The 26,182-nt window shown below is 70.9% G+C and carries 24 protein-coding genes; 17 read left to right on the forward strand and 7 right to left on the reverse strand.

Going from position 1 to position 26,182, the window contains the following annotated elements; translation table 11 throughout:
* The first annotated feature begins 33 nt into the window (after nucleotides 1–33).
* A complete protein-coding gene (locus tag KVT45_RS41640; RefSeq protein ID WP_217554652.1) occupies nucleotides 34–876 on the forward strand; it encodes a sulfurtransferase in 843 nt (280 codons plus the stop codon).
* Between the two features lie 70 nt (nucleotides 877–946).
* Here KVT45_RS41640 and sepH read toward each other — a convergent pair whose 3' ends face one another.
* From sepH to KVT45_RS41655, 3 genes are all read right to left on the reverse strand, one after another.
* Nucleotides 947–1,984: a septation protein SepH gene (sepH, locus tag KVT45_RS41645; RefSeq protein ID WP_217554653.1), complete on the reverse strand. Its 1,038-nt coding sequence runs from the start codon at nucleotides 1,982–1,984 to the stop codon at nucleotides 947–949.
* Nucleotides 1,985–2,536: 552 nt separating this feature from the next.
* Nucleotides 2,537–3,856 carry a D-arabinono-1,4-lactone oxidase gene (locus KVT45_RS41650; RefSeq protein ID WP_217554654.1) on the reverse strand — a complete coding sequence of 440 codons (1,320 nt, stop codon included), beginning with the start codon at nucleotides 3,854–3,856 and terminating at the stop codon, nucleotides 2,537–2,539.
* Nucleotides 3,816–5,054 (reverse strand): MFS transporter, encoded by a 1,239-nt coding sequence (locus KVT45_RS41655; protein ID WP_217554655.1) that lies wholly within the window; start codon nucleotides 5,052–5,054, stop codon nucleotides 3,816–3,818. Before KVT45_RS41655 ends, KVT45_RS41650 begins: the two co-directional genes overlap by 41 nt.
* Nucleotides 5,055–5,218: 164 nt before the next feature.
* Here KVT45_RS41655 and KVT45_RS41660 point away from each other — a divergent pair, with 164 nt between their 5' ends.
* Together KVT45_RS41660 and KVT45_RS41665 are read left to right on the forward strand one after the other, a co-directional pair.
* Nucleotides 5,219–6,346, forward strand: a complete 1,128-nt coding sequence (locus KVT45_RS41660; RefSeq protein ID WP_217554657.1) for a ferrochelatase — start codon at nucleotides 5,219–5,221, stop codon at nucleotides 6,344–6,346.
* 8 nt (nucleotides 6,347–6,354) lie between these two features.
* Nucleotides 6,355–7,170, forward strand: coding sequence for an inositol monophosphatase family protein (locus KVT45_RS41665; RefSeq protein ID WP_217554659.1), 816 nt, complete (start codon nucleotides 6,355–6,357; stop codon nucleotides 7,168–7,170).
* A 387-nt stretch (nucleotides 7,171–7,557) separates the two neighbouring features.
* Here the strand turns inward: KVT45_RS41665 and KVT45_RS41670 are convergent, their stop codons facing one another.
* Nucleotides 7,558–7,731 (reverse strand): hypothetical protein, encoded by a 174-nt coding sequence (locus KVT45_RS41670; RefSeq protein WP_167450044.1) that lies wholly within the window; start codon nucleotides 7,729–7,731, stop codon nucleotides 7,558–7,560.
* Nucleotides 7,732–8,150: 419 nt separating this feature from the next.
* Between KVT45_RS41670 and KVT45_RS41675 the strand changes: the two genes are divergently transcribed.
* The 4 genes from KVT45_RS41675 to KVT45_RS41690 all read left to right on the forward strand — a co-directional run bounded on the left by KVT45_RS41675 (nucleotide 8,151) and on the right by KVT45_RS41690 (nucleotide 11,698).
* Entirely contained in the window at nucleotides 8,151–8,804 is a 654-nt protein-coding gene (locus KVT45_RS41675; RefSeq protein WP_004924460.1) for a response regulator transcription factor, read from the forward strand.
* A gap of 5 nt (nucleotides 8,805–8,809) precedes the next feature.
* Nucleotides 8,810–10,069, forward strand: coding sequence for a HAMP domain-containing sensor histidine kinase (locus KVT45_RS41680; RefSeq protein ID WP_217554702.1), 1,260 nt, complete (start codon nucleotides 8,810–8,812; stop codon nucleotides 10,067–10,069).
* A 401-nt stretch (nucleotides 10,070–10,470) separates the two neighbouring features.
* A complete protein-coding gene (locus KVT45_RS41685; RefSeq protein ID WP_003997302.1) occupies nucleotides 10,471–10,767 on the forward strand; it encodes a DUF4193 domain-containing protein in 297 nt (98 codons plus the stop codon).
* A 13-nt stretch (nucleotides 10,768–10,780) separates the two neighbouring features.
* Nucleotides 10,781–11,698, forward strand: a complete 918-nt coding sequence (locus KVT45_RS41690) for a hypothetical protein (RefSeq protein ID WP_217554660.1) — start codon at nucleotides 10,781–10,783, stop codon at nucleotides 11,696–11,698.
* Nucleotides 11,699–12,049: 351 nt separating this feature from the next.
* Here the strand turns inward: KVT45_RS41690 and KVT45_RS41695 are convergent, their stop codons facing one another.
* Nucleotides 12,050–12,517 (reverse strand): DUF3093 domain-containing protein, encoded by a 468-nt coding sequence (locus KVT45_RS41695; RefSeq protein ID WP_217554661.1) that lies wholly within the window; start codon nucleotides 12,515–12,517, stop codon nucleotides 12,050–12,052.
* Nucleotides 12,518–12,575: 58 nt separating this feature from the next.
* Here KVT45_RS41695 and KVT45_RS41700 point away from each other — a divergent pair, with 58 nt between their 5' ends.
* From KVT45_RS41700 to KVT45_RS41735, 8 genes are all read left to right on the forward strand, one after another.
* A complete protein-coding gene (locus KVT45_RS41700; protein ID WP_217554662.1) occupies nucleotides 12,576–13,160 on the forward strand; it encodes a PaaI family thioesterase in 585 nt (194 codons plus the stop codon).
* A 14-nt stretch (nucleotides 13,161–13,174) separates the two neighbouring features.
* Entirely contained in the window at nucleotides 13,175–13,738 is a 564-nt protein-coding gene (dut, locus tag KVT45_RS41705; protein WP_217554703.1) for a dUTP diphosphatase, read from the forward strand.
* A gap of 1 nt (nucleotide 13,739) precedes the next feature.
* On the forward strand, nucleotides 13,740–14,501 hold the full coding sequence (locus KVT45_RS41710) for a DUF3710 domain-containing protein (RefSeq protein WP_217554663.1): 762 nt from the start codon (nucleotides 13,740–13,742) through the stop codon (nucleotides 14,499–14,501).
* Nucleotides 14,502–14,697: 196 nt separating this feature from the next.
* A complete protein-coding gene (locus KVT45_RS41715; protein ID WP_308311025.1) occupies nucleotides 14,698–15,867 on the forward strand; it encodes an alginate lyase family protein in 1,170 nt (389 codons plus the stop codon).
* Nucleotides 15,868–16,019: 152 nt separating this feature from the next.
* Nucleotides 16,020–18,566, forward strand: coding sequence for a sensor histidine kinase KdpD (locus KVT45_RS41720; RefSeq protein WP_217554665.1), 2,547 nt, complete (start codon nucleotides 16,020–16,022; stop codon nucleotides 18,564–18,566).
* Nucleotides 18,563–19,249 carry a response regulator gene (locus KVT45_RS41725; RefSeq protein WP_217554666.1) on the forward strand — a complete coding sequence of 229 codons (687 nt, stop codon included), beginning with the start codon at nucleotides 18,563–18,565 and terminating at the stop codon, nucleotides 19,247–19,249. Before KVT45_RS41720 ends, KVT45_RS41725 begins: the two co-directional genes overlap by 4 nt.
* 148 nt (nucleotides 19,250–19,397) lie before the next feature.
* Nucleotides 19,398–19,796 carry an OB-fold nucleic acid binding domain-containing protein gene (locus KVT45_RS41730; protein WP_089104283.1) on the forward strand — a complete coding sequence of 133 codons (399 nt, stop codon included), beginning with the start codon at nucleotides 19,398–19,400 and terminating at the stop codon, nucleotides 19,794–19,796.
* A 3-nt stretch (nucleotides 19,797–19,799) separates the two neighbouring features.
* Nucleotides 19,800–20,588 (forward strand): DUF3159 domain-containing protein, encoded by a 789-nt coding sequence (locus KVT45_RS41735; RefSeq protein WP_217554667.1) that lies wholly within the window; start codon nucleotides 19,800–19,802, stop codon nucleotides 20,586–20,588.
* Nucleotides 20,589–20,655: 67 nt separating this feature from the next.
* Here KVT45_RS41735 and KVT45_RS41740 read toward each other — a convergent pair whose 3' ends face one another.
* Both KVT45_RS41740 and KVT45_RS41745 read right to left on the reverse strand, forming a co-directional pair.
* Nucleotides 20,656–21,327 (reverse strand): TrkA family potassium uptake protein, encoded by a 672-nt coding sequence (locus tag KVT45_RS41740; RefSeq protein ID WP_089104281.1) that lies wholly within the window; start codon nucleotides 21,325–21,327, stop codon nucleotides 20,656–20,658.
* Nucleotides 21,327–21,998, reverse strand: a complete 672-nt coding sequence (locus KVT45_RS41745) for a TrkA family potassium uptake protein (RefSeq protein ID WP_089104280.1) — start codon at nucleotides 21,996–21,998, stop codon at nucleotides 21,327–21,329. Before KVT45_RS41745 ends, KVT45_RS41740 begins: the two co-directional genes overlap by 1 nt.
* 363 nt (nucleotides 21,999–22,361) lie before the next feature.
* Here KVT45_RS41745 and KVT45_RS41750 point away from each other — a divergent pair, with 363 nt between their 5' ends.
* Together KVT45_RS41750 and KVT45_RS41755 are read left to right on the forward strand one after the other, a co-directional pair.
* Nucleotides 22,362–24,407, forward strand: a complete 2,046-nt coding sequence (locus tag KVT45_RS41750) for an APC family permease (RefSeq protein ID WP_217554668.1) — start codon at nucleotides 22,362–22,364, stop codon at nucleotides 24,405–24,407.
* A 179-nt stretch (nucleotides 24,408–24,586) separates the two neighbouring features.
* Nucleotides 24,587–25,915 (forward strand): class I SAM-dependent RNA methyltransferase, encoded by a 1,329-nt coding sequence (locus tag KVT45_RS41755; RefSeq protein WP_217554669.1) that lies wholly within the window; start codon nucleotides 24,587–24,589, stop codon nucleotides 25,913–25,915.
* Nucleotides 25,916–26,182: the final 267 nt, after the last annotated feature.

A 26,182-nucleotide genomic window follows, 5' to 3' on the forward strand; every position in this document is an offset into this window, starting at 1 on the left:
CGATGCGGCCACCCCTGGCGTAAGGATGGGGCCATGGAAGCCATCATCACCGCAACCGAACTCGCCGACGACCTGAGCGGGTCGACCCCGCCCGTCCTGCTGGACGTCCGCTGGCAGCTGACCCCGCCCGGCACACCGCCCTTCGACGGCCGGGCGGCCTACGCGGCCGGGCATCTGCCGGGCGCCGTCTATGTGCACCTCGACGGCGAACTGGCCTCGCCGCCCGGCGAGAACGGCCGGCATCCGCTGCCCGACCTGGCCGTCTTCGGTGCGGCGATGCGCCGCGCGGGGGTGTCGGCGGGCCGGCCGGTCGTCGTGTACGACGGCGGACAGGGCTGGGCGGCGGCGCGCGCCTGGTGGCTGCTGCGCTGGACGGGTCACCCGGACGTGCGGGTCCTCGACGGCGGGTTGCCGTCCTGGGAGGGCGCTCTTTCGACTGACGTGACCGAACCGGCCGAGGGCGACTTCGAACCGGCCGCGGGTGCGGGGCAGTTGCTCGACGCGGACGGGGCGGCGGCGCTGGCCCGCTCGGGTGTGCTGTTCGACGCCCGCGCGGGGGAGCGGTACCGGGGTGACGTGGAGCCGATCGACCGGGTCGGCGGCCACATCCCGGGCGCCGTGTCGGCGCCGACCACCGAGAACGTCGGCCCGGACGGCCGCTTCCTGTCCGGCGCCGAACTCCGCGACCGCTTCAAGGGCCTGGGCGCCTCCGAGGGGGCCGAGGTGGGCGTGTACTGCGGTTCGGGCGTCTCCGGTGCTCACGAGGTGCTGGCGCTGGCCGTCGCGGGCATTCCGGCGGCGCTGTACGTCGGTTCGTGGTCGGAGTGGTCCGCCGATCCGTCCCGTCCGGTGGCGGTCGGCCCGGACCCGCAGTAGCGCAGCGGCGGGCATCGGACGGAGGGGACACGCACGCGTGTCCCCTCCGTCCGATGCCCGCTTCGGCCGCTTACTCCTGCTTCTTGCGCCGCGTCCCGAAGACGATCTCGTCCCAGCTCGGTACGGCGGCCCGGCGGCCGGGGCGGACGCCGTCGGCCTCGGCCTGGCGGTCGGTGGCGCCGATCAGCCGGTCGCGGTGGCTGCCGACGGAGCGGGGCATGAGGACGTCCGCGTAGGCGGAGCCGGCCGAGGCCGCCGGGGCCGGGGGCTCCTCCGCCGCCGGTTCCGGGGCGGGCTCCTCCGGGACCTCCACAGGGCGCTCCGGGACCACCATGTCGCCCCGGAAGCTCGGCACCGCCTCCAGCAGGCTGGTCAGCGAGTCCCGTTCGCCGGTGCTCTCCTCGGCCGGTTCGGACGACTGCGCGGGCAGGCTCGGCCGCTCGCGGTCCCGGTCGCCGGAACGGTCCAGCGGGCGGTCGCGCGGCAGCCGCGCGATGCGCGGCACGAACGGAAAGCTGGGCTCCGGTACGGCGAGGTCGTCGGACTCGCCGATCAGCGAGCGCGCCTCGTCGTCGACCGCCTGGACGAGCCGCCGGGGCGGGTCGTAGGTCCAGCTCGCCGAGTGCGGTTCGCCCGCGACCCGGTAGACGAGCAGGACCTCCCAGGTGCCGTCGTCGCGGCGCCAGGAGTCCCACTGGACGGTGTCCTTCTCGGCGCCGCGCAGCACCAGCCGCTCCTGCACGGCCTCGCCGAGCAGCGGTCCGGAGTTCTCGCCGGGCCGGCGGACGGGCGTCTTGCGGGCCCGCTCGGCCATGAAGGCGCGCTCGGCCAGTACCGGACCCTCGAAGCGCCGCACCCGGTCGACGGGGATCCCGGCGAGCTGGGCGACCTCTTCCGCGGTCGCGCCCGCCCGTATCCGCGCCTGGATGTCTCGCGGCCGGAGATGGCTCTCGACCTCGATCTCGATCTGGCCGAGCCGGGGCCGGTCGCCGCGCACGGCGGCACGGAGCCGTTCGTCGATCGGAAGGGTGTACTCCGTAGAGTCGGCAGCCTTGAGCACCAGCCGTGTGCCGTCATTGGAGACGGCCACGACACGCAGTTCGGGCATGGGGACCTCCCGGGTGGTGCCTGCCGACGTCACGTGCGTCGCTGCTTCCGCTAGTCGAGTGTGGCCTGCCCGGGTGCAGCCTGCCACAACCTTGCCGAGTTGCCCGGCGTGTCGGGCGTGAGCCCGGGGCCGCCGTTATGGCACGGTTACCTATTCGCAACGCTAAGTGACCAAAGCTGTCACCCTGTGCAACTAGCCCCCTCCCGGCGGTCCTGCAAGGCCTCGGACACCCCGGCGGGAGACCGGACCCAGGGCTCGCAACAGTACTCCATTCGGGCCACGTGCGTGGATTGGCGCGCCGCCCAACTTCTGGCAACAACCACTCCCCGGCCGTTGTTTGCCCATCTCGGGCGATCTTGAACGTGGCGTACTTCACGCAATCCTCGGAAACGGAACTAATGGTTTCGTCCGTACGTCCCTTTCCTGTGCAGTCGATCGAACAAGTGCGGGAAGGGTGGGCGGGGTTGGGAATGCGCGAAAGGCCCGGTTCTGGTGACCGGGCCGGTGCGGGGCAGCAGGCGAAGGGGAGTTCGGAGCCGGGCGGCTCCTCGGCTACTGACCCAGAACCCTTCGCAGGTAGTCGTTCTGGAACAGCCGGTCCGGATCGAGCCGGTCCCGCAGCGCCGTGAACTCACCGAAGCGCGGGTAGACCTCGGCGAAGTAGCCGGCGTCCCGGGTGTGCACCTTGCCCCAGTGCGGGCGGCCCTCGTGCGCGGTGAAGATGCGCTCGGCGGCGGTGAAGTACGCCTGGTACGGCGTGCCCCGGAACATGTGCACGGCGATGTACGCGCTGTCCCGGGCGGACGCGGTGGACAGGGCGATGTCGTCGGCGGGGGCGGTGCGGACCTCGACCGGGTAGCTGATCCTGAGGTCCGAACGGTCGACCATGGCCTTGAGTTCCCGCAACGTGTCCGCCAGGGCCGCGCGCGGGACGGCGTACTCCATCTCGACGAACCGCACCCGGCGGGGCGAGGTGAAGACCTTGTAAGGGATGTCCGTGTAGGTCCGTGCGGACCAGGCCCGGGTGGATATCCGGGCGATGGACGGAATGGTCGCGGGCACCGCGCGGCCGAGCATGTTCACCGCCTGCCAGAGGCCGTTGGCGACGAACTCGTCGTCGAACCAGCCGGACAGCTGGCCGACCGGCTGGGCCGGTCCGGCGCTGCGGTTGTTGCGCTTGGTGTTGGTCGACGTGGTGTGCGGGAACCAGTAGAACTCGAAGTGCTCGTTCTCCGTGCTGTGTTGGTCGAACTCGGACAACACCCGGTCGAAGGTCATCGGTTCCTCGCGGGCCGTGAGGAGGAAGACCGGTTCCACCGCGAAGGTGATCGCGGTGACGATGCCCAGGGCGCCCAGGCCGACCCGCGCGGCCGCGAAGACCTCCGGGTTCTCCTTCTCCGAGCAGGTGAGCACCGAGCCGTCGGCGGTGACCAGTTCGAGTTCCCTGATCTGTGCGGCGAGCGAGGCGGACTCGCGGCCGGTGCCGTGGGTACCGGTGCTGGTGGCTCCGGAGACCGTCTGCTCCATGATGTCGCCCATGTTGGTCAGCGACAGGCCCTCGCGGGCCAGGGCCACATTGAGTCTCTTGAGCGGGGTGCCGGCCTCGACCGTGACGGTCATGGCTTTGCGGTCGATGTTGCGGATGCCCGTCAACAGTTGAGGGCGGATCGAGACACCGTCGGTCGCGGCGATCGCGGTGAAGGAGTGGCCGCTGCCGACGGCCTTCACCTTCAGGCCGTCCTCCGCCGCCTGTCGTACGGCTGCCGCCAGCTCGTCCACGGAGGCGGGCGTGACCTCCCGCGCGGGGCGGACGGTGACATTCCCTCCCCAGTTACGCCACGTGCCGCTCTTCCCGCTCGCTGTACTGCTCAACGGTGCCTCCCCGACCCGTGACCGGCCTGCTGAGCCGGCGGTACCCGAGGAAACCGACCGCGACCGCGACGGCCCCGGCAACGGCCGGAACCCCGTACCCCGCACGGGCGCCGGCCGCGTCGATCACCCAGCCGGCGACCGAGGAGCCGAGCGCCACCCCGACCGCGAGGCCGGTGCTCACCCAGGTCATGCCCTCGGTGAGTTTCGCGCGAGGTACGTGCTTTTCGATGAGGGACATCGTCGTGATCATCGTCGGCGCGATGGACAGGCCCGCAACGAACAGCGCCACGGCCAGAAGCGGCAAGTTTCCGACCAGTAGGAGGGGGATCATACTCACGGCCATCGCGCATATGCCCAGCAGCCACCTGCGTTCCGGCTTCCCCCCGAAACGCATGAGCCCGAAGACCGCTCCGGCGACGCAGGAACCCGCCGCGTACAGCGCCAGAACGACGCTGGAGGCGGCCTTGTGGCCCTGTTCGTCGGCGAAGGCGACGGTCACCACGTCGACCGCCCCGAAGATGGCTCCGGTGGCCACGAAGGTCGCCACCAGCACCTGGAGACCGGGCGCGCGCAGCGCCGAACCGCCGCCGTGGTGACCGCGCGGGTGCGGCTCGGGCTCGGTGGCCCGCTGGGCGGTCAGCCAGAAGACGCCGGCGGCGAGGAAGCCGGCGGCCAGCAGCGGGCCCGCCTCCGGGAACCAGGTCGTGGACAGGCCGATGGAGAGGATCGGCCCGAAGATGAAGCACACCTCGTCGACGACGGACTCGAACGAGTAGGCGGTGTGCAGCTGCGGGGTACCCCGGTAGAGGGCGGCCCAGCGGGCCCGGATCATCGCGCCCAGGCTCGGCACCGCGCCGATCCCGGCGGCGCACCCGAACAGCACCCAGTCCGGCCCCCCGAGGTGCGCGGCCAGCAGCAGCCCGGCCGCCGCGGCGAGCGCGAGCAGGGTCGCGGGGCGCAGGACGCGGCGCTGGCCGTGCCGGTCGACCAGCCGGGACACCTGCGGCCCGATCGCCGCGGCGGACAGCGCCATGGTGGCCGACAGCGCGCCCGCGAGCCCGTACCGCCCGCTGAGCTGGGAGATCATCGTGACCACGCCGATGCCCATCATGGACAGCGGCATCCGGCCGACGAAGCCCGCGGCGGAGAAGCCCTTGCTGCCGGGGGCGGCGAACAGGGCGCGATAGGGGCTGGGCACGGGGGTCTCCGACGGCTGTGCTGGGTAAGGCGCGATTGCGGCTGATACAGCTTACGAGTGAGGTAGCCGTGTTGCACCCGCTGGGTACCGGGGATAAACCTCCCGAATCCGACTCTTCATGCTCCTGTTTCCGGGCTGTCAGCGCCGGGTGGCAGGATCGGCTCATGTCAGACGCGCTCGATGCCACCCCCTACGACGCCCTGCTCCTGCTCTCCTTCGGCGGCCCGGAAGGCCCGGACGACGTGGTTCCGTTCCTGGAGAACGTGACGCGCGGGCGCGGTATCCCGACCGAACGTCTCAAGGAGGTCGGGCAGCACTACTTCCTGTTCGGCGGGGTCAGCCCGATCAACGACCAGAACCGCGCCCTGCTGGACGCCCTGCGCAAGGACTTCGCCGAGCACGGCCTGGACCTGCCGATCTACTGGGGCAACCGCAACTGGGCGCCGTACCTGACGGACACCCTGCGCGAGATGGTCGCCGACGGCCGCCGCCGCGTCCTGGTGCTCGCCACCAGCGCCTACGCCTCCTACTCGGGCTGCCGCCAGTACCGCGAGAACCTCGCGGACTCGCTGGCCGCGCTGGAGGCCGAGGGCCTCGAACTCCCGAAGATCGACAAGCTGCGGCACTACTTCAACCACCCCGGCTTCCTCGACCCGATGATCGACGGGGTCCTCCAGTCCCTCGCCGACCTCCCCGAGGACGTCCGCGCGGGCGCCCACATCGCGTTCACCACCCACTCCATCCCGACCGCGAGCGCCGACACCTCCGGGCCGGTCGAGACGCACGGCGAGGGCGGCGCGTACGTCGAGGAGCACCTGGACGTGGCCCAGCTGATCGCCGACGCGGTCCGCGAGCGCACCGGCATCGACCACCCCTGGCGGCTCGTCTACCAGTCCCGCTCGGGCGCCCCGCACATCCCGTGGCTTGAGCCCGACATCTGCGACCACCTGGAGGAGCTGCACGGCGCCGGGGTCCCGGCCGTCGTCATGGCCCCCATCGGCTTCGTCTCCGACCACATGGAGGTCCTCTACGACCTCGACACGGAGGCCAGGGCCAAGGCCGAGGAGCTGGGTCTGCCGGTACGGCGGTCCGCGACCGTGGGGGACGACCCCAGGTTCGCCGCCGCGATCCGCGAGCTGGTGCTGGAGCGCGCGGCCGTGGAGAACGGGCGGGAGGTCACGCCGTGCGCCCTGGGCGCGCTCGGTGCGAGCCACAACCTCTGCCCGGTCGGCTGCTGCCCGGCCCGCGCACTCCGCCCCGCCGCGGCCGGCGCCGACAGCCCCTACGCGTGAGGAGCCCTGTGACCGACGCCCTGCACACGGACCTGCTGGACCTCGCCCGGGAGGCGGCCGCCCGCGCGGGCGAGCTGCTGCGGGACGGCCGCCCGGCCGGCCTCTCCGTGGCCCGGACCAAGTCCAGTCCGATCGATGTCGTGACCGAGATGGACATCGCGGCGGAGAAACTGATCACAGACCTGATCGGCGGTCACCGTCCCGACGACGGCTTCCTCGGCGAGGAGGGCGCGTCCACGGAGGGCACGAGCGGCGTCCGCTGGGTCATCGACCCGCTCGACGGCACGGTCAACTACCTGTACGGACTGCCGACCTGGGCGGTCTCCATCGCCGCCGAGCAGGACGGGGAGACCGTGGCCGGCGTCGTGGCGGCCCCGATGCGCGGCGAGACGTACCACGCGGTGCGGGGCGGCGGGGCCTGGGCGACCGGGGCGTGGGAGGGCGAGCGGGAGCTGCGCTGCCGACCGGCACCGCCGCTGGACCAGGCACTGGTGTCGACCGGCTTCAACTACGTCACCGACGTCCGCACCCACCAGGCCGAGGTCGCGGCCCGGCTGATCCCGCTGCTCCGCGACATCAGGCGCAGCGGGTCGGCGGCGATCGACCTGTGCGACGTGGCCTGCGGCCGGCTGGACGGGTACTACGAGCGCGGGCTGAACGCGTGGGACTGGGGAGCGGGGGACCTGATCGCCCGCGAGGCCGGCGCCCGCACCGGTGGACGCCCCGGAGAGCCCCTGTCGCGCGACCTGACGATCGCCGGCACCCCGGGTGTCTTCGAGCCCCTCCAGCGCCTCCTGGAGGACTTCGGCGCCTGGCACGACTGAGGGGCGCCGCCCGCGTGGGCTGAGGGGCTTCGGCACCGCCGGAGACCGCCGTGTCGGCCGGGCGCCGTCGCGGCGGGGAGCGACCACTGGTGGGGAGCCCGATTCGGCAGCGGGGAAGTCGGCGGCGGCGAACGGTCCGCCGGGCACCGCCGGAGACCGCCGTCGTGGCTCGGCGCCGTGGCGGCGGGAAAGGATTCCGGGCGGCGTTGCGAGAACTGCGGGCGCCGTCGCTCCGGGCGCCCGCAGCCGGTCTCGCGAAAAAGATCTCGCGCCTTGCCGGCCGGCAGGAATCGAACGCTGTTGCGGTGGGAAAGGATCAGGTACGAGCAGGGCCCCGGCGCTGGATTCGCCGGGGCCCTGTTCTCGCGGTGTCGTGCTGCGGGACTGTCAGACGCTGGTCGCGCCGACTTCCACACCGTGTTCGGCTGCGAGGCGGCGCAGGTCGTCGAGCTCGGCCTGTTCCACTTCGACGAGGAAGTCGTCACCCTCGTCACGAGCCCTCGTGATGTCGGACTCGGTCGCCTTTATGCGCTGCAGTAGTCCTGCGGTGAATGCGTCCATGCTGCGCCCCCTCGTCCTGGGTCGTGGGTCGGTGGCACGGGGGTGTGCCGTTCAGAAGGGGCGATCACGTCTCTTGCGGGTGCCCAGCGCTGCCCTGCTGGGCGGCGACGGTGCCGGACACCCCCATCGTCCACTCTGCTGTAGCGGCGGTGTACGTACCGCATGGTGCTGCGGCACATGCAGAGCGTGATCGCGGGGTGTACATGCCGTCCTCCCCCCGCTCCCCTCCGTGGAAACCTCAACCGCAGGAGAAAATCTCGCATTCCCGCCCGGCGGCCTTCGATCCCGCTGCCCAGGCCCCCGTCTTACTGCCGACTTATGGCCGAAAAGGGCAGGATGGAGGTCACACACCCCATGGAGCCCCCTGCCCGCGTGCGCCGGTGCGCGCTACGCGAGTGGACAGAGGAAGGACAAGCGACGTGCGCGTACTCGTCGTCGAGGACGAGCAACTGCTCGCCGATGCGGTGGCCACCGGACTGCGCCGGGAGGCCATGGCCGTCGACGTCGTGTACGACGGTGCGGCCGCCCTGGAGCGCATCGGCGTCAACGACTACGACGTGGTCGTTCTCGACCGCGACCTCCCCCTCGTGCACGGCGACGACGTCTGCCGCAAGGTCGTCGAGCTCGGCATGCCCACCCGCGTGCTGATGCTGACCGCGTCCGGTGACGTCAGCGACCGCGTCGAGGGCCTGGAGATCGGCGCCGACGACTACCTCCCCAAACCCTTCGCGTTCAGCGAGCTCATCGCGCGCGTGCGGGCGCTCGGCCGCCGTACCAGCGTGCCGCTGCCGCCCGTCCTGGAGCGCGCCGGCATCAAGCTCGACCCGAACCGCCGCGAGGTCTTCCGCGACGGCAAGGAGGTCCAGCTCGCGCCGAAGGAGTTCGCCGTCCTGGAGGTGCTGATGCGCAGCGAGGGGGCGGTGGTCAGCGCCGAGCAGCTCCTGGAGAAGGCGTGGGACGAGAACACCGACCCCTTCACCAACGTCGTGCGCGTGACCGTGATGACCCTGCGCCGCAAGCTGGGCGAGCCCCCGGTGATCGTCACCGTCCCCGGCTCGGGTTACCGGATCTGATGACCGTGGCCGCTACTCCCGCACCCCCACAGGCACCCCCCAAGCCCACCTGGGACCCCCGAAGGCCGCAGCCGGTCCTGCCCTGGCTGCGCCCGACCATCCGCATAAGGCTCACCCTGCTGTACGGCGGCATGTTCCTGATCGCCGGCATCCTGCTGCTGTCGATCATCTACCTGCTCGCCGCCCAGGCGATCAGCACCGGCAACCAGCCGCTGTTCAAGATCATCGAGGGCGTGAACATCAAGGTCTCCAGCGACAACTGTCCGGCGATCACCAGCGCCAGCGCCGGCACCCAGATTCAGATCCCGGACTTCAACGCCGCGATCGCCCAGTGCGTGGACCGCCAGCGCCAGGCGGCCCTGGACGACCTGCTCAGCCGCTCGCTCCTCGCCCTGCTGGGCCTGGCCGTGATCGCCTTCGCGTTCGGTTACGCGATGGCCGGCCGGGTGCTGTCCCCGCTCGGCCGGATCACCCGCACCGCCCGCGCGGTGGCCGGCTCGGACCTGTCCCGCCGGATCGAGCTGGACGGCCCGGACGACGAGCTCAAGGAGCTCGCGGACACCTTCGACGACATGCTGGAGCGGCTGCAACGGGCCTTCACTGCCCAGCAGCGCTTCGTCGGCAACGCCTCCCACGAGCTGCGCACGCCCCTGGCGATCAACCGCACGCTCCTGGAGGTGCACCTCTCGGACCCGGGCGCGCCCGTGGAGCTGCAGCAGCTCGGCAAGACGCTGCTGGCCACCAACGAGCGCAGCGAGCAGCTCGTGGAGGGCCTGCTGCTGCTCGCTCGCAGCGACAACCAGATCGTCGAGCGCAAACCGGTCGACCTGGCCGAGGTGGCCTCCCAGGCCGTCGACCAGGTGCACGCCGAGGCGGAGGCCAAGGGCGTGACGATCCGGGGCGTGCGGAAACCGGCGGTGGTGCAGGGCAACGGAGTGCTCCTGGAGCGGATCGCCCTGAACCTGCTCCAGAACGCGGTGCGCTACAACGTGATCGAGGACGGCTGGGTCGAGGTCAACACGGAGATCCAGCACGGACAGGCGGTGCTGTACGTTGCGAACACCGGGCCGGTGGTGCCGGCGTACGAGATCGACAACCTCTTCGAGCCCTTCAGACGGCTCCGTACCGAGCGCACGGGCAGCGACAAGGGTGTCGGCCTCGGCCTGTCCATCGTGCGGTCGGTGGCCCGGGCGCACGGCGGGTACATCGCGGCCCAGCCCCGTGAGGGCGGCGGTCTCGTGATGCGGGTCACGCTGCCGGTCTGACGCCGTTACAAGATCGCGACACACGCGGGGGATGTTCGCTTTGCGCTGAATTTTCCAGCGGCGCGGCACATTCCCCCGTGTGTGATCGATCACAAGGGCGGATTTCCGGCCATCTACTCTCCGTGATCATGGCTAGGGGAATAAAGCCGGGAAAATCCCTGTTTTCAGGGGTCTTGATCACGGGAAGTACAGGGTGAGGCGCCTTTGAAGTGCCTCGACAGGACCGTGTACGGTCCCCATCGCCATTCAACCTGATCACTCTCGAGGGGTCCGGTTGGGTGTCGATTGAGTAACAGACCTTGATGTGAGGCAAAATCTCCGCCTCGGGTCGGGCACAAGTCCGGCCTCTCACGCGTTACGTGCGCTGGAGACACCGCAGACACCCAGAGGGGGAGAGCGACATGGCAACCGATTACGACACTCCACGCAAGACCGACGACGACGTCGACTCGGACAGCCTTGAAGAGCTGAAGGCCAGGAGGAACGACAAGTCAACGTCCTCGGTGGACGTCGACGAATTCGAGGCCGCCGAAGGCCTGGAGCTGCCCGGCGCGGACCTCTCGAACGAGGAGCTGGCCGTCCGGGTGCTGCCCAAGCAGCAGGACGAGTTCACCTGCATGAGCTGCTTCCTGGTGCACCACCGCAGCCAGCTGGCCCGCGAGAAGAACGGTCAGCCGATCTGCCGCGACTGCGACTGAGGACGGGTCGGGCATGACTGGCTCGACCCCACCTCGGAAGCGCCGTTTCCCGCTGCCGGGAGCGGACTCGGGGCCGTCCGACGGCCCACGTGCGCGTGACGACGAGCGGGGCTCATCCGAACCGGGAGCCTCGCTCGAACCGGCGGTCGGCCGGGGTGACCTCCCGGCGCCGGCGGACCAGCCCGCGCCCGTCGCCCGGCGACGGGCCGCGGTCATTCGCGACAGGGCCGTGGACATGGCCCGGGAAGGGGCCCGTAGGGGCGGCAGCCGCGCGAAAGCGGGGCTGGCGTACCTCGCGGACCGAATCATCGAGATCGCCCCGCGTGTCCCCGTACGCGACCTCGGGGCCCTGCGCCGGCAGTTCCCGGGCCTCGGGCCCGAGCAGCTCGCCGACAAGCTGGTGGCGGGCGCTGCGGGCGCGACCTCGGCGGTCGGGGCCGGTGTCGGGGCGGCCGCGATGCTGCCGGTGCCGCCGGCCATGCCGACCGAGCTGGCCGCCGAGATCACCGGGGTCGCGGCGATCGAGCTGAAGCTGATCGCCGAGCTCCACGAGGTGTACGGGGTGCGGCCGCCGGGGAACCTGAAAGCCCGCAGTACCGCGTATCTGTCCTCCTGGTCGGGGGAGCGCGGGATCGACGTGATGAAGCCGTCGACGATCAACACGGCCCTCGGGGGCCAGATGAAGCGCGAGCTGCGCCAGCAGATCATGAAGCGGATGGTGCGGGACCTGCCCAACCTGATGCCGTTCATGGTGGGCGCCGCGGTGGGAGCGGTCATGAACCGCCGGGACACCAGAAAACTCGCGGCGCGGATCCGGGCGGACCTGAGAAAGATCCAGGTGCCGTGGGACGAACTGCCGGAGCTGCCGCCGCTGGAGAAGCCGGCGGAACCGCTGCCGATCGCGGAGCTCCCGGAGGACTTCGGCGGCTGACGGCTGTCCCGGGTGTGCGGGAGGCCGGCACCCCCGGACTCCGCCGCCGTGGCCGAGCGCCGTCGCGGCTGGAGGACGAGCCGGGTGGCGCAGGGAAAACCCGGAAAGACCGGCTAGGCGGGTCCCTCGAAGTCCGCTGCGGTTCGGCAGCGCCCCAGGGGCGCTGGGGGTACCCCCGGCCGAAGGCCGGGGGAGGAACTGCGCGACCAGCCACGACGGCGCCGCAGGCGGCAGACGGCACATCGCGGCACTTCCAGCGGAGCGCTCAGGCAGAAGGCGGCAAGCCGTCTCGAAGGGGCGCCGAGGGCGCGGGCAGGGCCCGGATGACTCCAGAGGCCGTGTGCCGGAGCGCTACGCCTTCGTGCTGCTCTTCGCCGCCTCGATCGCCGCCGCCAGGGCTTCCGGCTCCCGTGTCGACAGGTACAGGTACGGCGTAGGGTCCTCCGGGTCCGTGACCTCCACGCGCAGGGCCCTCGGGATGTAGGAGCGCAGCAGCAGGAAGGCGCGGACGTCGGCCTTGTACGTGCGCCAGGCGCGCGCCTCGTCCGGGTCCAGGATCTCCGACGAGCCCAGGGCCGACACCGGGATCCTCGCCTCGCCCGCGATCAGCGAGTCGCCGACGACCCGGATGCGCGGGGAGCCGTACGAGCTTGCCACCACCGCCGCGGCCGCGGTGCCGCCGACCAGGCCGCCCAGCATCGGCAGGGTGCCGAACGGCAGCAGGATCAGGGCGAACGAGACGCCGACCAGGAAGCTGATGAACCACCACGACCGGGGGGCGGTCAGGCGTTCTTCGTACGGGGTCGCGGAGAGCTGCATGGAGCCAAGCTTGGCACGGTGTCCGGATTCACTGGACGCGCGGGTAAGGTCTGCGGCTGTGAGTGGTAGTTCCGCAGCTCTTCAGCCCCCCGCCAGTGCCCGGAAACCGGAGCGGCACCCCGACGCGCCCGCGCCCGGTGAGCTCATCGGTGCACACTACGAACACTGTTTCGGGTGTGGCCATGGGCAGTCCCACGGGCTGCATCTGGAGGCACGGGCCGGCGAGGGCGTCTCCCTCACCGCCGAGTTCACCGTACGCCCCGCCCACCAGGGCGCCCCGGGCCTCGCGCACGGCGGGGTGCTCGCCACCGCCCTCGACGAGACGCTGGGCTCGCTCAACTGGCTGCTGCGGAAGATCGCCGTGACGGGACGGCTGGAGACCGACTTCGTGCGGCCCGTGCCCGTCGGCACCACGCTCCATCTGGCGGCCGAGGTGGTCGCCGTGGCCGGCCGGAAGATCTACTCGACCGCCACCGGACGCATGGACGGCCCCACCGGGCCCGTCGCCGTCCGCGCCGACGCCCTCTTCGTCGAGGTCCCGGTCGAGCACTTTGTCGACAACGGCCGTCAGGAAGAGATCCAGGCCGCCATGAAGGACCCTGACCAGGCCCGGCGCGCACGCGCCTTCGAGGTGAATCCGTGAACTCCGCAAACCCCGTGCTCCCGGCCCGTCCGGCGAGCCCGCTCGGCGTCCTCGTCCGGCGCGTCGACCCCGACGTACCGCTTCCGGCTTACGAGCACCCCGGTGACGCGGGAGCCGATCTGCGCACCACCGAGGCGTGCGAGCTGAAGCCGGGAGAACGGGCCGTACTGCCCACGGGAGTGTCGATCGCCCTCCCGGAGGGGTACGCGGCCTTCGTGCACCCTCGTTCGGGGCTCGCCGCCCGATGCGGTGTGGCCCTCGTGAATGCCCCGGGGACGATTGATGCCGGGTACCGTGGGGAGATCAAGGTGATCGTGGTGAATCTCGACCCGTGCCAGGCGGTGCGGTTCGAGCGCTTCGACCGGATCGCCCAACTGGTCGTCCAGCAGGTCGAGAGGGTCCGCTTCCAGGAGGTGGCGGAACTTCCCGACTCGGCGCGGGCCGAGGGGGGCTTCGGGTCCACCGGCGGTCATGCCGCGGTGGGCGATGTGAGCGGCACAAGCGGTCAGGCCGCCGAGGGCGGTCGGACGGGTGGGAATCGATACGCTTCGGTCGTATCCGACCGGGAAGGACAGTGACGTGTTCGGACGTCGCAAGAAGAAGGGTGCCGCCGAGGACGCGGCCGGCGAGGCCGAGCAGGTCGTCGACAGCGTCGACACCGAGGCGGACGAGGAAGAGGGCGGGCGCGAGCGCGTTCGTCTGGAGCCGGAGCCCCGGCCCGACGGGCCGTGGGACGACACCGAGGTGCGCGAGCCCGGCGAGGGCCGGGTGGACCTGGGCGGTCTGTTCGTGCCCGGCGTGGACGGCATGGAGCTCCGGGTGGAGGTCGCGGGCGACGCGATCGTCGCGGCGACCGTCGTGCTGCGCGACAGTGCCGTCCAGCTGCAGGCCTTCGCCGCGCCCAAGCGCGAGGGCATCTGGGGCGAGGTCCGTGAGGAGATCGCGACCGGCATCACCCAGCAGGGCGGCATCGTCGACGAGGTCGAGGGACCGCTGGGCTGGGAGCTGCGCGCCCAGGTGCCGGTGCAGCTGCCGGACGGCACGGGCGGCTTCCAGGTCGTGCGGTTCGTCGGTGTGGACGGTCCGCGCTGGTTCCTGCGCGGTGTGATCTCCGGGCAGGGCGCGGTGCAGCCGCAGGCGGCCGGGCTCCTCGAGCAGATCTTCCGGGACACCGTCGTGGTCCGTGGCGAGGGCCCGATGGCCCCCCGCGACCCGATCGTCCTGAAGCTGCCCAACGACGCCCAGATGGTCCCCGAGGGCGTCCAGCAGGAGGAGTCCTCGCGCTTCTCCGGCGGCATGGGCCAGCTCCAGCGCGGACCGGAGATCACCGAGGTCCGCTAGCGGAGCCGAGAGCGACAGGGCCGTACCCCGCACCCGGGGTGCGGCCCTTTCACATGCGCGGGCGGTCCGGTGTGAATGGCTCGGGCTTACTTCACACCTTGACGGAAGTCTGGTCCGTACCTACGGTCTCCGTTCAACGCCTATGTTCACAGAGGCGCCCCATGTTCACATACAAGAACGTGAGAACGGAGTCGCTGTGCGTCGCATCCCCCTGCTCGCGGCCGTGGGAGCCCTGCTCCTGGGCGCCTTCACGGCCCCCGCCGCCCACTCCGCCCCCAGCACCTTCGTGCACCCGGGAGTCACCGTCTCCAAGGCCCAGCTGGACTTCGCCCGCACCGAGGTGCTGGCCGGCGCCCAGCCCTGGAAAGCGGCCTACGACCAGATGTTGGCGAGCAAGTACGCCGACCTGAACCGCACCCCCACACCCTGGGCGACGGTCGAGTGCGGCTCGTACTCGAACCCCAACTACGGCTGCACCGACGAGCGCGAGGACGCGATCGCCGCCTACACCGACGCCCTCGCCTGGTACATCACCAAGGACGCGCGCTACGCCCAGAAGGCCATCCAGATCATGGACGCCTGGTCGGCCACCATCACCAGTCACACCAACAGCAACGCGCCTCTCCAGACGGGCTGGGCGGGCTCCTCCTGGCCCAAGGCCGCCGAGATCATCAGGTACACGTACACCGGCACCTGGGCGAACGAGGCCCGCTTCGCCACCATGCTGCGCAACGTCTACCTCCCCACCGTCATCAAGGGCTCCAACTCCAACGGCAACTGGGAGCTGTCGATGATGGAGGCCGCCGTCGGCATCTCCGTCTTCCTGGAGGACAAGACGTCGTACGACACGGCCATGGCGAAGTTCCGCACCCGCACGGCCGCCTACGTCTACCTGGCCTCCGACGGCTCGGTCCCCAAGACCGTGCCCAGCCAGAACCTGGACACCACCGCCAAGATCGTCTCCTACTGGCAGGGCCAGTCCACCTTCGTCACCGGCCTCACCCAGGAGACCTGCCGGGACTTCACGCACACCGGGTACGGCATCTCCGCGATCTCGCACGTCGCCGAGACCAGCCGGATCCAGGGCGAGGACCTGTACGGCACGGACGTCGGCGAGCGGCTGCGGCAGGCGCTCGGCTTCCAGGCCAAGTACCAGCTGGGCACCGCCGTCCCCAGCTGGCTCTGCGGCGGCTCCCTGACCCTCGGCCTCGGGCCCGTCACCGAGGTCGGCTACAACGCCCTCCACAACCGGCTGGGCATCGCCATGACCAACACCCAGACGCTCACCCAGAACAACCGTCCCGCGGGCAGCAACAACCTCTTCGTCGCCTGGGAGACCCTCACCCACGGCGACAACCCCAACTGAGTGCACGGTGATGGGCGCCGGAGCCGCGGCACCGGCGCCCATCAGGGTTGCGTCAAAGATGCCCGCTGCCGTGGTCCCTGCACCATTCGCCCGGATTGTTGGCCGTAAGGTCGACGCTGCGTAGGCGGCAGTTGCAGGAAGACAATAGGACCATGGCACGCGGCAAGCTTCGGATCTATCTCGGTGCGGCACCGGGCGTGGGCAAGACCTACGCCATGCTCTCCGAGGCACACCGGCGGGTGGAGCGGGGCACCGACTGTGTGGTCGCCTTCGTCGAGCACCACGACCGGCAGCGCACCGAGGTGATGCTGCACGGCCTGGAGCAGATCCAGCGCAAGGAGCTGGAGTACCGGGGCGCCGTGTTCACGGAGATGGACGTGGACGCCGTACTGCGCCGGGCTCCCGCCGTCGCGCTGGTGGACGAACTCGCCCACACCAACATCCCCGGCTCCCGCAACGCCAAGCGCTGGCAGGACGTCGAGGAACTGCTGGCCGCCGGGATCGACGTCATCTCCACCGTCAACATCCAGCACCTGGAGTCGCTGGGCGACGTGGTCGAGTCCATCACGGGGGTGCGCCAGCGCGAGACCGTGCCCGACGAGGTGGTACGGCGCGCGGACCAGATCGAGCTGGTCGACATGTCGCCCCAGGCGCTGCGCCGGCGCATGGCGCACGGCAACATCTACCAGTCGGACAAGGTCGACGCGGCCCTGTCCAACTACTTCCGGCCGGGCAACCTCACCGCCCTGCGCGAGCTGGCGCTGCTGTGGGTGGCCGACCGGGTCGACGAGTACCTGAAGCAGTACCGCAGCGAGCACCGGGTCTCGGCGATCTGGGGTTCGCGCGAGCGGATCGTCGTCGGGCTCACCGGCGGGCCGGAGGGACGGACGCTGATCCGGCGGGCCGCCCGGCTCGCCGAGAAGGGCGCGGGCGGCGAGGTGCTCGCCGTCTACATCTCCCGCAGCGACGGCCTGACCTCGGCCTCCCCGAAGGAACTCGCCGTCCAGCGCACCCTGGTCGAGGACCTCGGCGGCACCTTCCACCAAGTCGTCGGCGAGGACATCCCCGCGGCCCTGCTCGACTTCGCACGCGGGGTCAACGCCACCCAGATCGTGCTCGGCTCCTCGCGCCGCAAGGCCTGGCAGTACGTCCTCGGACCCGGCGTCGGCGCCACGGTCGCCCGCGAGTCGGGACCCGACCTGGACGTCCACATCGTCACCCACGGCGAGGTCGCCAAGGGCCGCGGACTGCCGGTGGCCCGGGGCGCGCGGCTCGGCCGGGGCCGGATCATCGCGGGCTGGCTGGTCGGGCTGGCCGGCCCCGTCGTCATGGCGGTGCTGCTGAACACCGTCGACCTCGGCCTCGCCAACGACATGCTGCTCTTCCTGACCCTCACGGTCGCGGCCGCGCTGCTCGGCGGGCTCTTCCCGGCGCTGGCCTCGGCGGCCTTCGGGTCGCTGCTGCTCAACTACTTCTACACCCCGCCCCTGCACCGGCTGACCATCGCCGACCCGAAGAACATCGTGGCCATCGTGATCTTCTTCGGGGTCGCGCTGTCCGTCGCCTCGGTCGTGGACCTCGCGGCCCGCCGCACCCACCAGGCGGCCCGGCTGCGCGCCGAGTCGGAGATCCTCTCCTTCCTGGCCGGCAACGTGCTGCGCGGTGAGACCAGCCTGGAGGAACTCCTGGAACGCGTCCGGGAGACCTTCGGCATGGAGTCCGCCGCCCTCCTGGAGCGGGCGGGCGACGTCGAGCCGTGGAGCTGCGCGGGCCGCGCCGGGTTCGGGCCCGCCCTGCAGCGGCCCGAGGACGCCGACGTCGACATGCCGATAGGCGACCACATGGCCCTCGCGCTGACCGGCCGGGTGCTGCCCGCCGAGGACCGCCGGGTGCTCGCCGCCTTCGCCGCCCAGGCGGTCGTCGTCCTGGACCGCAGGCGCCTCCAGGAGGAGGCCGAGCAGGCCCGCGCGCTCGCCGAGGGCAACCGGATCCGTACCGCCCTGCTGGCCGCCGTCAGCCACGATCTGCGCACCCCGCTGGCCGGCATCAAGGCGGCGGTGTCGTCGCTGCGCTCGGACGACGTGGACTGGTCCGAGGAGGACCGGGCGGAGCTCCTCGAAGGCATCGAGGAGGGCGCCGACCGCCTGGACCACCTCGTCGGCAACCTGCTCGACATGTCCCGGCTGCAGACCGGCACCGTCACCCCGATCGTCCACGAGACCGACCTCGACGAGGTGGTCCCGATGGCGCTGGTCGGGGTACCGGACGGCAGCGTGGACCTGGATGTCCCCGAGACCCTGCCGATGGTCGAGGCCGACGCCGGACTCCTTGAGCGGTCGGTGGCCAACCTGGTCGAGAACGCCGTCAAGTACAGCCCGTCCGACCGGCCCGTGCTGGTCTCCGCCAGCGCCATCGCGGACCGGGTGGAGGTACGGATCGTGGACCGCGGGCCCGGCGTGCCCGACGAGGCCAAGGAACGCATATTCGAGCCTTTCCAGCGCTACGGTGACGCTCCGCGCGGCGCCGGGGTCGGACTCGGGCTCGCGGTCGCCCGGGGCTTCGCGGAGGCGATGGGCGGCACCCTGAACGCCGAGGACACGCCCGGCGGCGGGCTCACCATGGTCCTCAGCCTCCGCGCGGCAGGATCGGTCACTGCAGCGGCAGCAGCACTGGCAGAACCGGAAAGGCAGGCCTCATGACCCGTGTGCTCGTGGTCGACGACGAGCCGCAGATCGTGCGCGCCCTCGTGATCAACCTCAAGGCGCGCAAGTACGAGGTCGACGCGGCCCCCGACGGCCGTACCGCCCTCGAACTGGCCGCCTCCCGCCACCCCGACGTGGTCGTCCTCGACCTCGGCCTGCCCGACATGGACGGCGTCGAGGTGATCAAGGGACTGCGCGGCTGGACCCGGGTGCCGATCCTGGTCCTCTCCGCCCGCCACTCCTCCGACGAGAAGGTCGAGGCGCTCGACGCCGGCGCCGACGACTACGTCACCAAGCCCTTCGGTATGGACGAGCTGCTGGCCCGGCTGCGGGCCGCCGTACGCCGCGCCGAGCCCCTCGCCGGGGGCGGCGAGGACGACGTCCTGGTGGAGACCGAGGGCTTCACCGTCGACCTGGCCGCGAAGAAGGTCAACCGGGCCGGCCGGGACGTCCGGCTCACCCCGACCGAGTGGCACCTGCTGGAGGTACTGGTGCGCAACACCGGGCGGCTGGTCAGCCAGAAGCAGCTGCTCCAGGAGGTGTGGGGGCCGTCGTACGGGACGGAGACCAACTACCTGCGCGTGTACATGGCACAGCTGCGCCGCAAGCTGGAGGCGGATCCCTCACACCCGAAGCACTTCATCACGGAGCCGGGCATGGGTTACCGGTTCGAGAAGTGAGCCGCGGGTCGGCCGGGGGTCCGGGGGTCGCCTCCCGGGGGGATGCGGCATCACGGAGCCGGGCATGGGCTACCGGTTCGAGAAGTGAGCTGGTTCGAGAAGTGAGCTGGACTACGGCGGTGTCGGTGGGCCCCGGTACGCTTCAGACATGAGTGCTGTTCCTCGTTCCGAAAAGCCGGCCGGCCGGTTCCGGCGCATGCTCGACCGGCTCTCCTCGTCCCAGGAGGACCTGGAGTCGGAGGAGCTGCGGGAGGACGCCGACACCACGGGCTGCATCCGGATCGGCGACTGCCACGACCGGCAGATCGTCACGGTTACTGGTACCTTGCGCACGGTCACCCTGCGCCCGCGCGCCGGAGTCCCGGCCCTGGAGGCCGAGCTGTTCGACGGCTCCGCCGCGCTGGACGTGGTGTGGCTCGGCAGGCGTTCCATCGTGGGCATAGAACCGGGGCGCAGGCTGATCGCATCGGGCCGGATCTCGCTGAGCCGGGGCCGCCGGGTGCTGTTCAATCCCAAGTACGAACTGAGACCCCTCGGTAGGGAGTAGCCGGTGACGTCGCTCGACAAGCCGACCGAAGACACGCAGGCGGAGGACGCCCGGGCGGAAGACGCGCGGGCGGTGACCGAGGCCGCGCTCTTCGAGGCGTTCGGCGGTGTCCGGGGCATGGTCGAGACGGTCCTGCCCGGACTGCTCTTCGTCACGATCTTCACCATCAACAAGGACCTGCACTGGTCGGCGATCGCCGCCCTCGCGGTCTCCGTGGTGCTGGTCGTGGTCCGCCTCGCCATGAGGGACACCGTCAAGCACGCCTTCAGCGGTGTCTTCGGCGTCGCCTTCGGTGTCGTCTTCGCGATGATGACCGGCAACGCCAAGGACTTCTACCTCCCCGGCATGCTCTACACGCTGGGCCTGGCGCTGGCGTACATCATCACGACCCTGTGCGGGGTCCCGCTGATCGGCCTGATCCTCGGCCCGGTCTTCAAGGAGAACCTCTCCTGGCGCACCCGCAACCCCGGCCGCAAGAAGGCGTACGCCAAGGCCAGCTGGGCATGGGGCCTGATCCTGCTCGCCAAGTGCGCGATCCTCTTCCCGCTCTACTGGTGGGCGAACACGGCCCAACTCGGCTGGGTGCTCGTCGCGTTGAAGATCCCGCCGTTCCTGCTGGCGGTCTGGCTCACCTGGGTCTTCCTGGCGAAGGCGCCGGCGCCGATCGACGTGTTCGCGGAGATGGAGGCGGCGGAGAAGGCCGAGGAGGAGCGCAAGGCGGCGCAGGCGCAGGCGCAGGCGCAGGCCGCGGAGAGCGGTGAGGCGGCCTCGGGCGGACGCCACCGCAAGTAGACCGGTACGAGAGAAGGGCGCCCTCCGCAGCGGAGGGTGCCCTTCTCTCTTTCCTGCGCAAGCTGCGTCAGCTGTCTTCCCGCCGTACCGACAGCAGGTCCTCCAGCTGCTCCTCGCGGGCCTGGGCCGCCACGAAGAGGAGTTCGTCGCCCGCCTCCAGGGAGTCCTCGCGGGAGGGGGTGAGGACCCGGGTGCCGCGGATGATCGTGACCAGGGAGGTGTCCTCGGGCCACTCCACGTCGCCGACCTGGGTGCCGGCCAGGGCCGACTCCTCGGGCAGCGTCAGCTCCACCAGGTTCGCGTCGCCGTGACTGAAGCGCAGCAGCCGGACCAGGTCGCCGACCGACACCGCCTCCTCCACCAGGGCCGACATCAGGCGCGGCGTCGAGACGGCGACGTCCACGCCCCAGGACTCGTTGAACAGCCACTCGTTCTTGGGGTTGTTGACCCGGGCGACGACGCGCGGAACGCCGTACTCCGTCTTAGCGAGCAGCGAGACGACCAGGTTCACCTTGTCGTCGCCGGTCGCGGCGATCACGACGTTGCAGCGCTGCAGCGCCGCCTCGTCGAGGGAGGTGATCTCACAGGCGTCGGCCAGCAGCCACTCCGCCTGCGGCACCCGCTCGACCGAGATGGCGGTCGGGGCCTTGTCGATCAGCAGGACCTCGTGGCCGTTCTCCAGCAGCTCGCCCGCGATCGAGCGGCCGACGGCACCGGCCCCGGCAATGGCGACCCTCATCAGTGACCGCCCTCCTCTTCCGGACCCCCGGCGAAGGCGGCCTCGACCTTGTCGACGTCGTCCGTCCGCATCATCACGTGCACCAGGTCGCCCTCCTGCAGGACCGTCTGCGAGGTAGGCAGCATCGCCTCGCCGAGCCGGGTCAGGAACGCGACCCGGACACCGGTCTCCTCCTGGAGCTTGCTGATCTTGTGGCCGACCCACTTCGGGGAGGCGTGCACCTCGGCCAGCTGGACCCCGCCGGTGGGGTCGCGCCACAGCGGCTCGGCGCCCGAGGGCAGCAGCCGGCGCAGCATCTGGTCGGCGGTCCAGCGGACCGTGGCGACGGTCGGGATGCCGAGGCGCTGGTAGACCTCGGCGCGCCGGGGGTCGTAGATCCGGGCCGCGACGTTCTCCACCCCGAACATCTCGCGGGCGACCCGCGCGGAGATGATGTTCGAGTTGTCGCCGCTGGAGACGGCGGCGAAGGCGCCGGCCTCCTCGATGCCCGCCTCGCGCAGGGTGTCCTGGTCGAAGCCGACACCGGTGACCCGGCGGCCGCCGAATCCCGGGCCCAGCCTGCGGAAGGCGGTGGGGTCCTGGTCGATCACGGCGACCGTGTGCCCCTGTTGCTCCAGGGTCTGGGCGAGAGCGGAACCCACTCTGCCGCAGCCCATGATGACGATGTGCACGACCGTCCTTCCGGTGTCCAAAAGTTACTGCTCAGCCCCATCAGGGTCTCAGACCGTGGCCCAAGCTACACACGCACCGTCCAGGCCGGGCACCCCTGTGCCGCACTCATCGCCGAGTGATGCTGCGCACGCTCCAGGCGGTGAGGATTCCGAGGCCGACGAGGGCGACCGTGGCACCGATCAGCTCTGCGGTCGCGGGCATAGGACCTCCGAAGTGCGAAGACAGGCGGGGTCTGCCATCTAGGCACGGATCGGGCGAAGGCCGCGGAATCCGCAGTTCCAGCAGTCACCTTTTTCACTCTGGAGGCAGATCGTGTACTGCGGCTGGAGGACTGCCAGGTCGAAGGCCTACGATCCTCTCTCGTGTCCAAACTGACCGACGTGCCCAAACGGATCCTGATCGGGCGCGCTCTGCGCAGTGACCGGCTGGGTGAAACGCTCCTGCCGAAGCGCATCGCACTCCCCGTCTTCGCCTCCGACCCGCTGTCCTCCGTCGCCTACGCGCCGGGGGAGGTCCTGCTGGTCCTGTCCATCGCGGGCGTGTCGGCGTACCACTTCAGCCCCTGGATCGCCGTCGCGGTCGTCGTGCTGATGTTCACGGTGGTCGCCTCCTACCGGCAGAACGTCCACGCCTACCCGAGCGGCGGCGGCGACTACGAGGTCGCCACCACCAACCTCGGCCCCAAGGCCGGCCTGACCGTCGCCAGCGCGCTGCTCGTCGACTACGTCCTGACCGTCGCCGTCTCCATCGCCTCCGGCATCGAGAACCTCGGCTCCGCGATCCCCTTCGTCGTCGAGCACAAGGTGTTCTGCGCGGTCACCGTGATCGTGCTGCTGACGCTGATGAACCTGCGCGGCGTGAAGGAGTCCGGCAAGCTCTTCGCGATCCCGACGTACGTGTTCGTCGGCGGCGTCTTCATCATGATCGCGTGGGGTGCGTTCCGGGGCCTGGTCCTCGGCGACACGATGCGCGCCCCGACCGCCACCTACCACATCAAGGCCGAACACCAGGGCCTGGCGGGCTTCGCCCTGGTGTTCCTCCTTCTCCGCGCCTTCTCCTCCGGCTGTGCCGCGCTCACCGGCGTCGAGGCGATCTCCAACGGCGTCCCGGCCTTCCGCAAGCCCAAGTCGAAGAACGCGGCGACCACGCTGGCCGCGATGGGTCTGCTGGCGGTCACCATGTTCTGCGGCATCATCGCGCTCGCCATGGTCACCAAGGTCCGCATGGCCGAGAACCCGGCCACCGACCTGATCCACAACGGCGTCGCGCTCGGCTCCGGCTACGTCCAGAACCCGGTGATCTCCCAGGTCGCCGAGGCGGTCTTCGGCAAGGGCAGCTTCCTGTTCATCGTGCTCGCCGCGGCCACCGCCCTGGTCCTCTTCCTGGCGGCGAACACGGCGTACAACGGCTTCCCGCTCCTCGGCTCGATCCTCGCCCAGGACCGCTACCTGCCGCGCCAGCTGCACACCCGCGGCGACCGGCTGGCCTTCTCGAACGGCATCGTGCTCCTTGCCGGCGCCGCCGCCCTGCTGACGGTCATCTACGGCGCCGACTCGACCCGTCTCATCCAGCTGTACATCGTCGGCGTGTTCGTGTCCTTCACGCTCAGCCAGACCGGCATGGTCCGGCACTGGAACCGCCACCTGGCCACCGAGAACGACCCGGCCAAGCGCAGCCACATGATCCGCTCCCGCGCGATCAACGCGTTCGGCGCGTTCTTCACCGGTCTGGTGCTGGTCGTCGTCCTGGTCACGAAGTTCACCCACGGCGCCTGGGTGGCGCTGCTCGGCATGTGCATCTTCTACGCCACGATGACCGCGATCCGTAAGCACTACGACCGCGTCTCCGAGGAGATCTCGGCCCCCGAGGAGCCGGACGACGACCTGGTACGGCCGTCCCGCGTCCACTCGGTCGTCCTCATCTCCAAGATCCACCGCCCCACGCTGCGCGCCTTGGCCTACGCCAAGCTCATGCGCTCGGACACCCTGGAGGCGCTCACCGTCAACGTCGACCCGGCCGAGACGAAGGCGCTGCGCGAGGAGTGGGAGCGGCGCGGGATAGACGTACCGCTGAAGGTCCTCGACTCGCCGTACCGTGAGATCACCCGGCCGATCATCGAGTACGTGAAGGGCCTGCGCGCCCAGTCCCCGCGGGACGCGGTCTCCGTGATCATCCCGGAGTACGTGGTCGGCCACTGGTACGAGCACATCCTGCACAACCAGAGCGCGCTGCGGCTGAAGGGCCGGCTGCTGTTCACGCCCGGCGTGATGGTGACCTCCGTGCCCTACCAGCTGGAGTCCTCCGAAGTGGCCAGGAACCGGGCCCGCAAGCGGCAGGAGTGGAACGCACCGGGCGCGGTCCGCCGCGGTCCGGCGGAGCACCGGCCCAAGGAGCACAGCGGGGGCTGACCGGGGTGGGGGAGCACCGGTGACCGCGTGGGCGTGGGGGACGGGCGGGGGGGCGGAGACGGCCGTCCCTCTCCGTACACACGCGGCAGGCGGCGGCTCGGCGACCACGTAGACTGGTGGGCTGTCGTCGGCCCTCGCCCGGGCCGTTTCCCTCCCCCTTGATCTGGAGTCACCCCGCCATGCAGGCAGAACCGAAGAAGTCGCTGGTGGGGACGGAGTACGAGGTCGAGGTCGGCCCGGTCGCGCACGGCGGGCACTGCATCGCCAGGACCGCCGAGGGCCAGGTGCTGTTCGTCCGGCACGCGCTGCCCGGTGAGCGGGTCGTGGCCCGGGTGACCGAGGGCGAGGAGGGGGCCCGCTTCCTGCGCGCGGACGCGGTGGACATCCTGGACGCGTCCAAGGACCGCGTGGCGGCCCCTTGTCCCTACGCCGGCCCCGGTCGCTGCGGCGGCTGCGACTGGCAGCACGCGAAGCCGGGAGCCCAGCGCCGGCTGAAGGGCGAGGTGATCGCCGAACAGCTGCAGCGGCTGGCCGGTCTCACGCCGGAGGACGTCGGCTGGGACGGCACGGTGATGCCCGCCGAGGGCGACAAGCTGCCGGCGGGCGAGGTGCCGCAGTGGCGGACCCGGGTGCAGTACGCCGTCGACGCCGACGGCAACGCGGGACTGCGCCGGCACCGCTCGCACGAGGTGGAGCCGATCGAGCACTGCATGATCGCGGCGCCGGGCGTCAGCGAACTGGGCATCGAGGAACGGGACTGGTCGGGCATGGCCTCGGTGGAGGCGATCGCCGCGACGGGCTCCCAGGACCGCATGGTCATCCTGGAGCCGCGCCCGGGCGCCCGTCTCCCCCTGGTCGAACTCGACAGGCCCGTCTCGGTGATGCGCGTCGACGAGCACGACGGGGGCATCCACCGCGTCCACGGCCGCGCCTTCGTCCGCGAACGCGCCGACGGCCGCACCCACCGGGTCGGCAGCGGCGGCTTCTGGCAGGTCCACCCGAAGGCGGCCGACACCCTGGTCACCGCGGTCATGCAGGGCCTGCTGCCGCGCAAGGGCGAGATGGCGCTGGACCTCTACTGCGGGGTGGGCCTCTTCGCCGGGGCCCTCGCCGACCGCCTCGGCGAGAAGGGCGCGGTCCTCGGCATCGAGTCCGGCAAGCGCGCGGTGGAGGACGCCCGCCACAACCTCGCCGACTTCCCCCGGGTCCGCGTCGAACAGGGCAAGGTCGAGTCGGTCCTCCCGCGCACGGGCATCACGGAGGTGGACCTCATCGTCCTCGACCCCCCGCGCGCGGGAGCGGGCCGCAGGACGGTAGAGCACCTCTCCTCCCTGGGCGCCCGCCGCATCGCCTACGTGGCCTGCGACCCGGCAGCCCTGGCCCGCGACCTCGCGTACTTCCGGGACGGGGGGTACCGGGTGCGGACACTGCGGGCGTTCGACCTGTTTCCTATGACCCACCACGTGGAGTGCGTGGCGATCCTTGAACCGGCCGCAAAGGCCGCCTGACCTGCGGGTTTGGGTGATGCGCATTATGTGCGGTGTGGGCGTTACGGGCGATATCTTGACGCTGAAATGACGCTCTCCGAGGTATCTTGACGCTCATTTGACGCTCGTTCTGATGGGCTGTCAGGCGCGGGTGGGGCCTCTTGACGCAGCACGTCGACGAGTGCTTCGCAGAGACTCTTGGCGTCGTGCAGGCGGTCCATTCCGGCGTCCAGCGCACGGTTGACTTCCCCGTCCGCCCGCCCGGCCACGCGCTGAGCCTTCCGGACA

It is taken from the genome of Streptomyces sp. GbtcB6 (assembly GCF_019091475.1).
Classification (GTDB): domain Bacteria; phylum Actinomycetota; class Actinomycetes; order Streptomycetales; family Streptomycetaceae; genus Streptomyces; species Streptomyces hyaluromycini.

What these genes read in the sequence shown, in the direction of transcription:
- KVT45_RS41740 (WP_089104281.1), bottom strand. Translation starts at nt 21,327, where the DNA reads ATGAGGGTCGCCATTGCCGGGGCCGGTGCCGTCGGCCGCTCGATCGCG.
- KVT45_RS41695 (WP_217554661.1), bottom strand. Translation starts at nt 12,517, where the DNA reads ATGCAGCTCTCCGCGACCCCGTACGAAGAACGCCTGACCGCCCCCCGG.
- KVT45_RS41690 (WP_217554660.1), top strand. Translation starts at nt 10,781, where the DNA reads ATGACTGGCTCGACCCCACCTCGGAAGCGCCGTTTCCCGCTGCCGGGA.
- KVT45_RS41755 (WP_217554669.1), top strand. Translation starts at nt 24,587, where the DNA reads ATGCAGGCAGAACCGAAGAAGTCGCTGGTGGGGACGGAGTACGAGGTC.
- sepH (WP_217554653.1), bottom strand. Translation starts at nt 1,984, where the DNA reads ATGCCCGAACTGCGTGTCGTGGCCGTCTCCAATGACGGCACACGGCTG.
- KVT45_RS41725 (WP_217554666.1), top strand. Translation starts at nt 18,563, where the DNA reads ATGACCCGTGTGCTCGTGGTCGACGACGAGCCGCAGATCGTGCGCGCC.
- KVT45_RS41670 (WP_167450044.1), bottom strand. Translation starts at nt 7,731, where the DNA reads ATGGACGCATTCACCGCAGGACTACTGCAGCGCATAAAGGCGACCGAG.
- KVT45_RS41660 (WP_217554657.1), top strand. Translation starts at nt 5,219, where the DNA reads ATGTCAGACGCGCTCGATGCCACCCCCTACGACGCCCTGCTCCTGCTC.
- KVT45_RS41685 (WP_003997302.1), top strand. Translation starts at nt 10,471, where the DNA reads ATGGCAACCGATTACGACACTCCACGCAAGACCGACGACGACGTCGAC.
- KVT45_RS41730 (WP_089104283.1), top strand. Translation starts at nt 19,398, where the DNA reads ATGAGTGCTGTTCCTCGTTCCGAAAAGCCGGCCGGCCGGTTCCGGCGC.
- KVT45_RS41640 (WP_217554652.1), top strand. Translation starts at nt 34, where the DNA reads ATGGAAGCCATCATCACCGCAACCGAACTCGCCGACGACCTGAGCGGG.
- KVT45_RS41720 (WP_217554665.1), top strand. Translation starts at nt 16,020, where the DNA reads ATGGCACGCGGCAAGCTTCGGATCTATCTCGGTGCGGCACCGGGCGTG.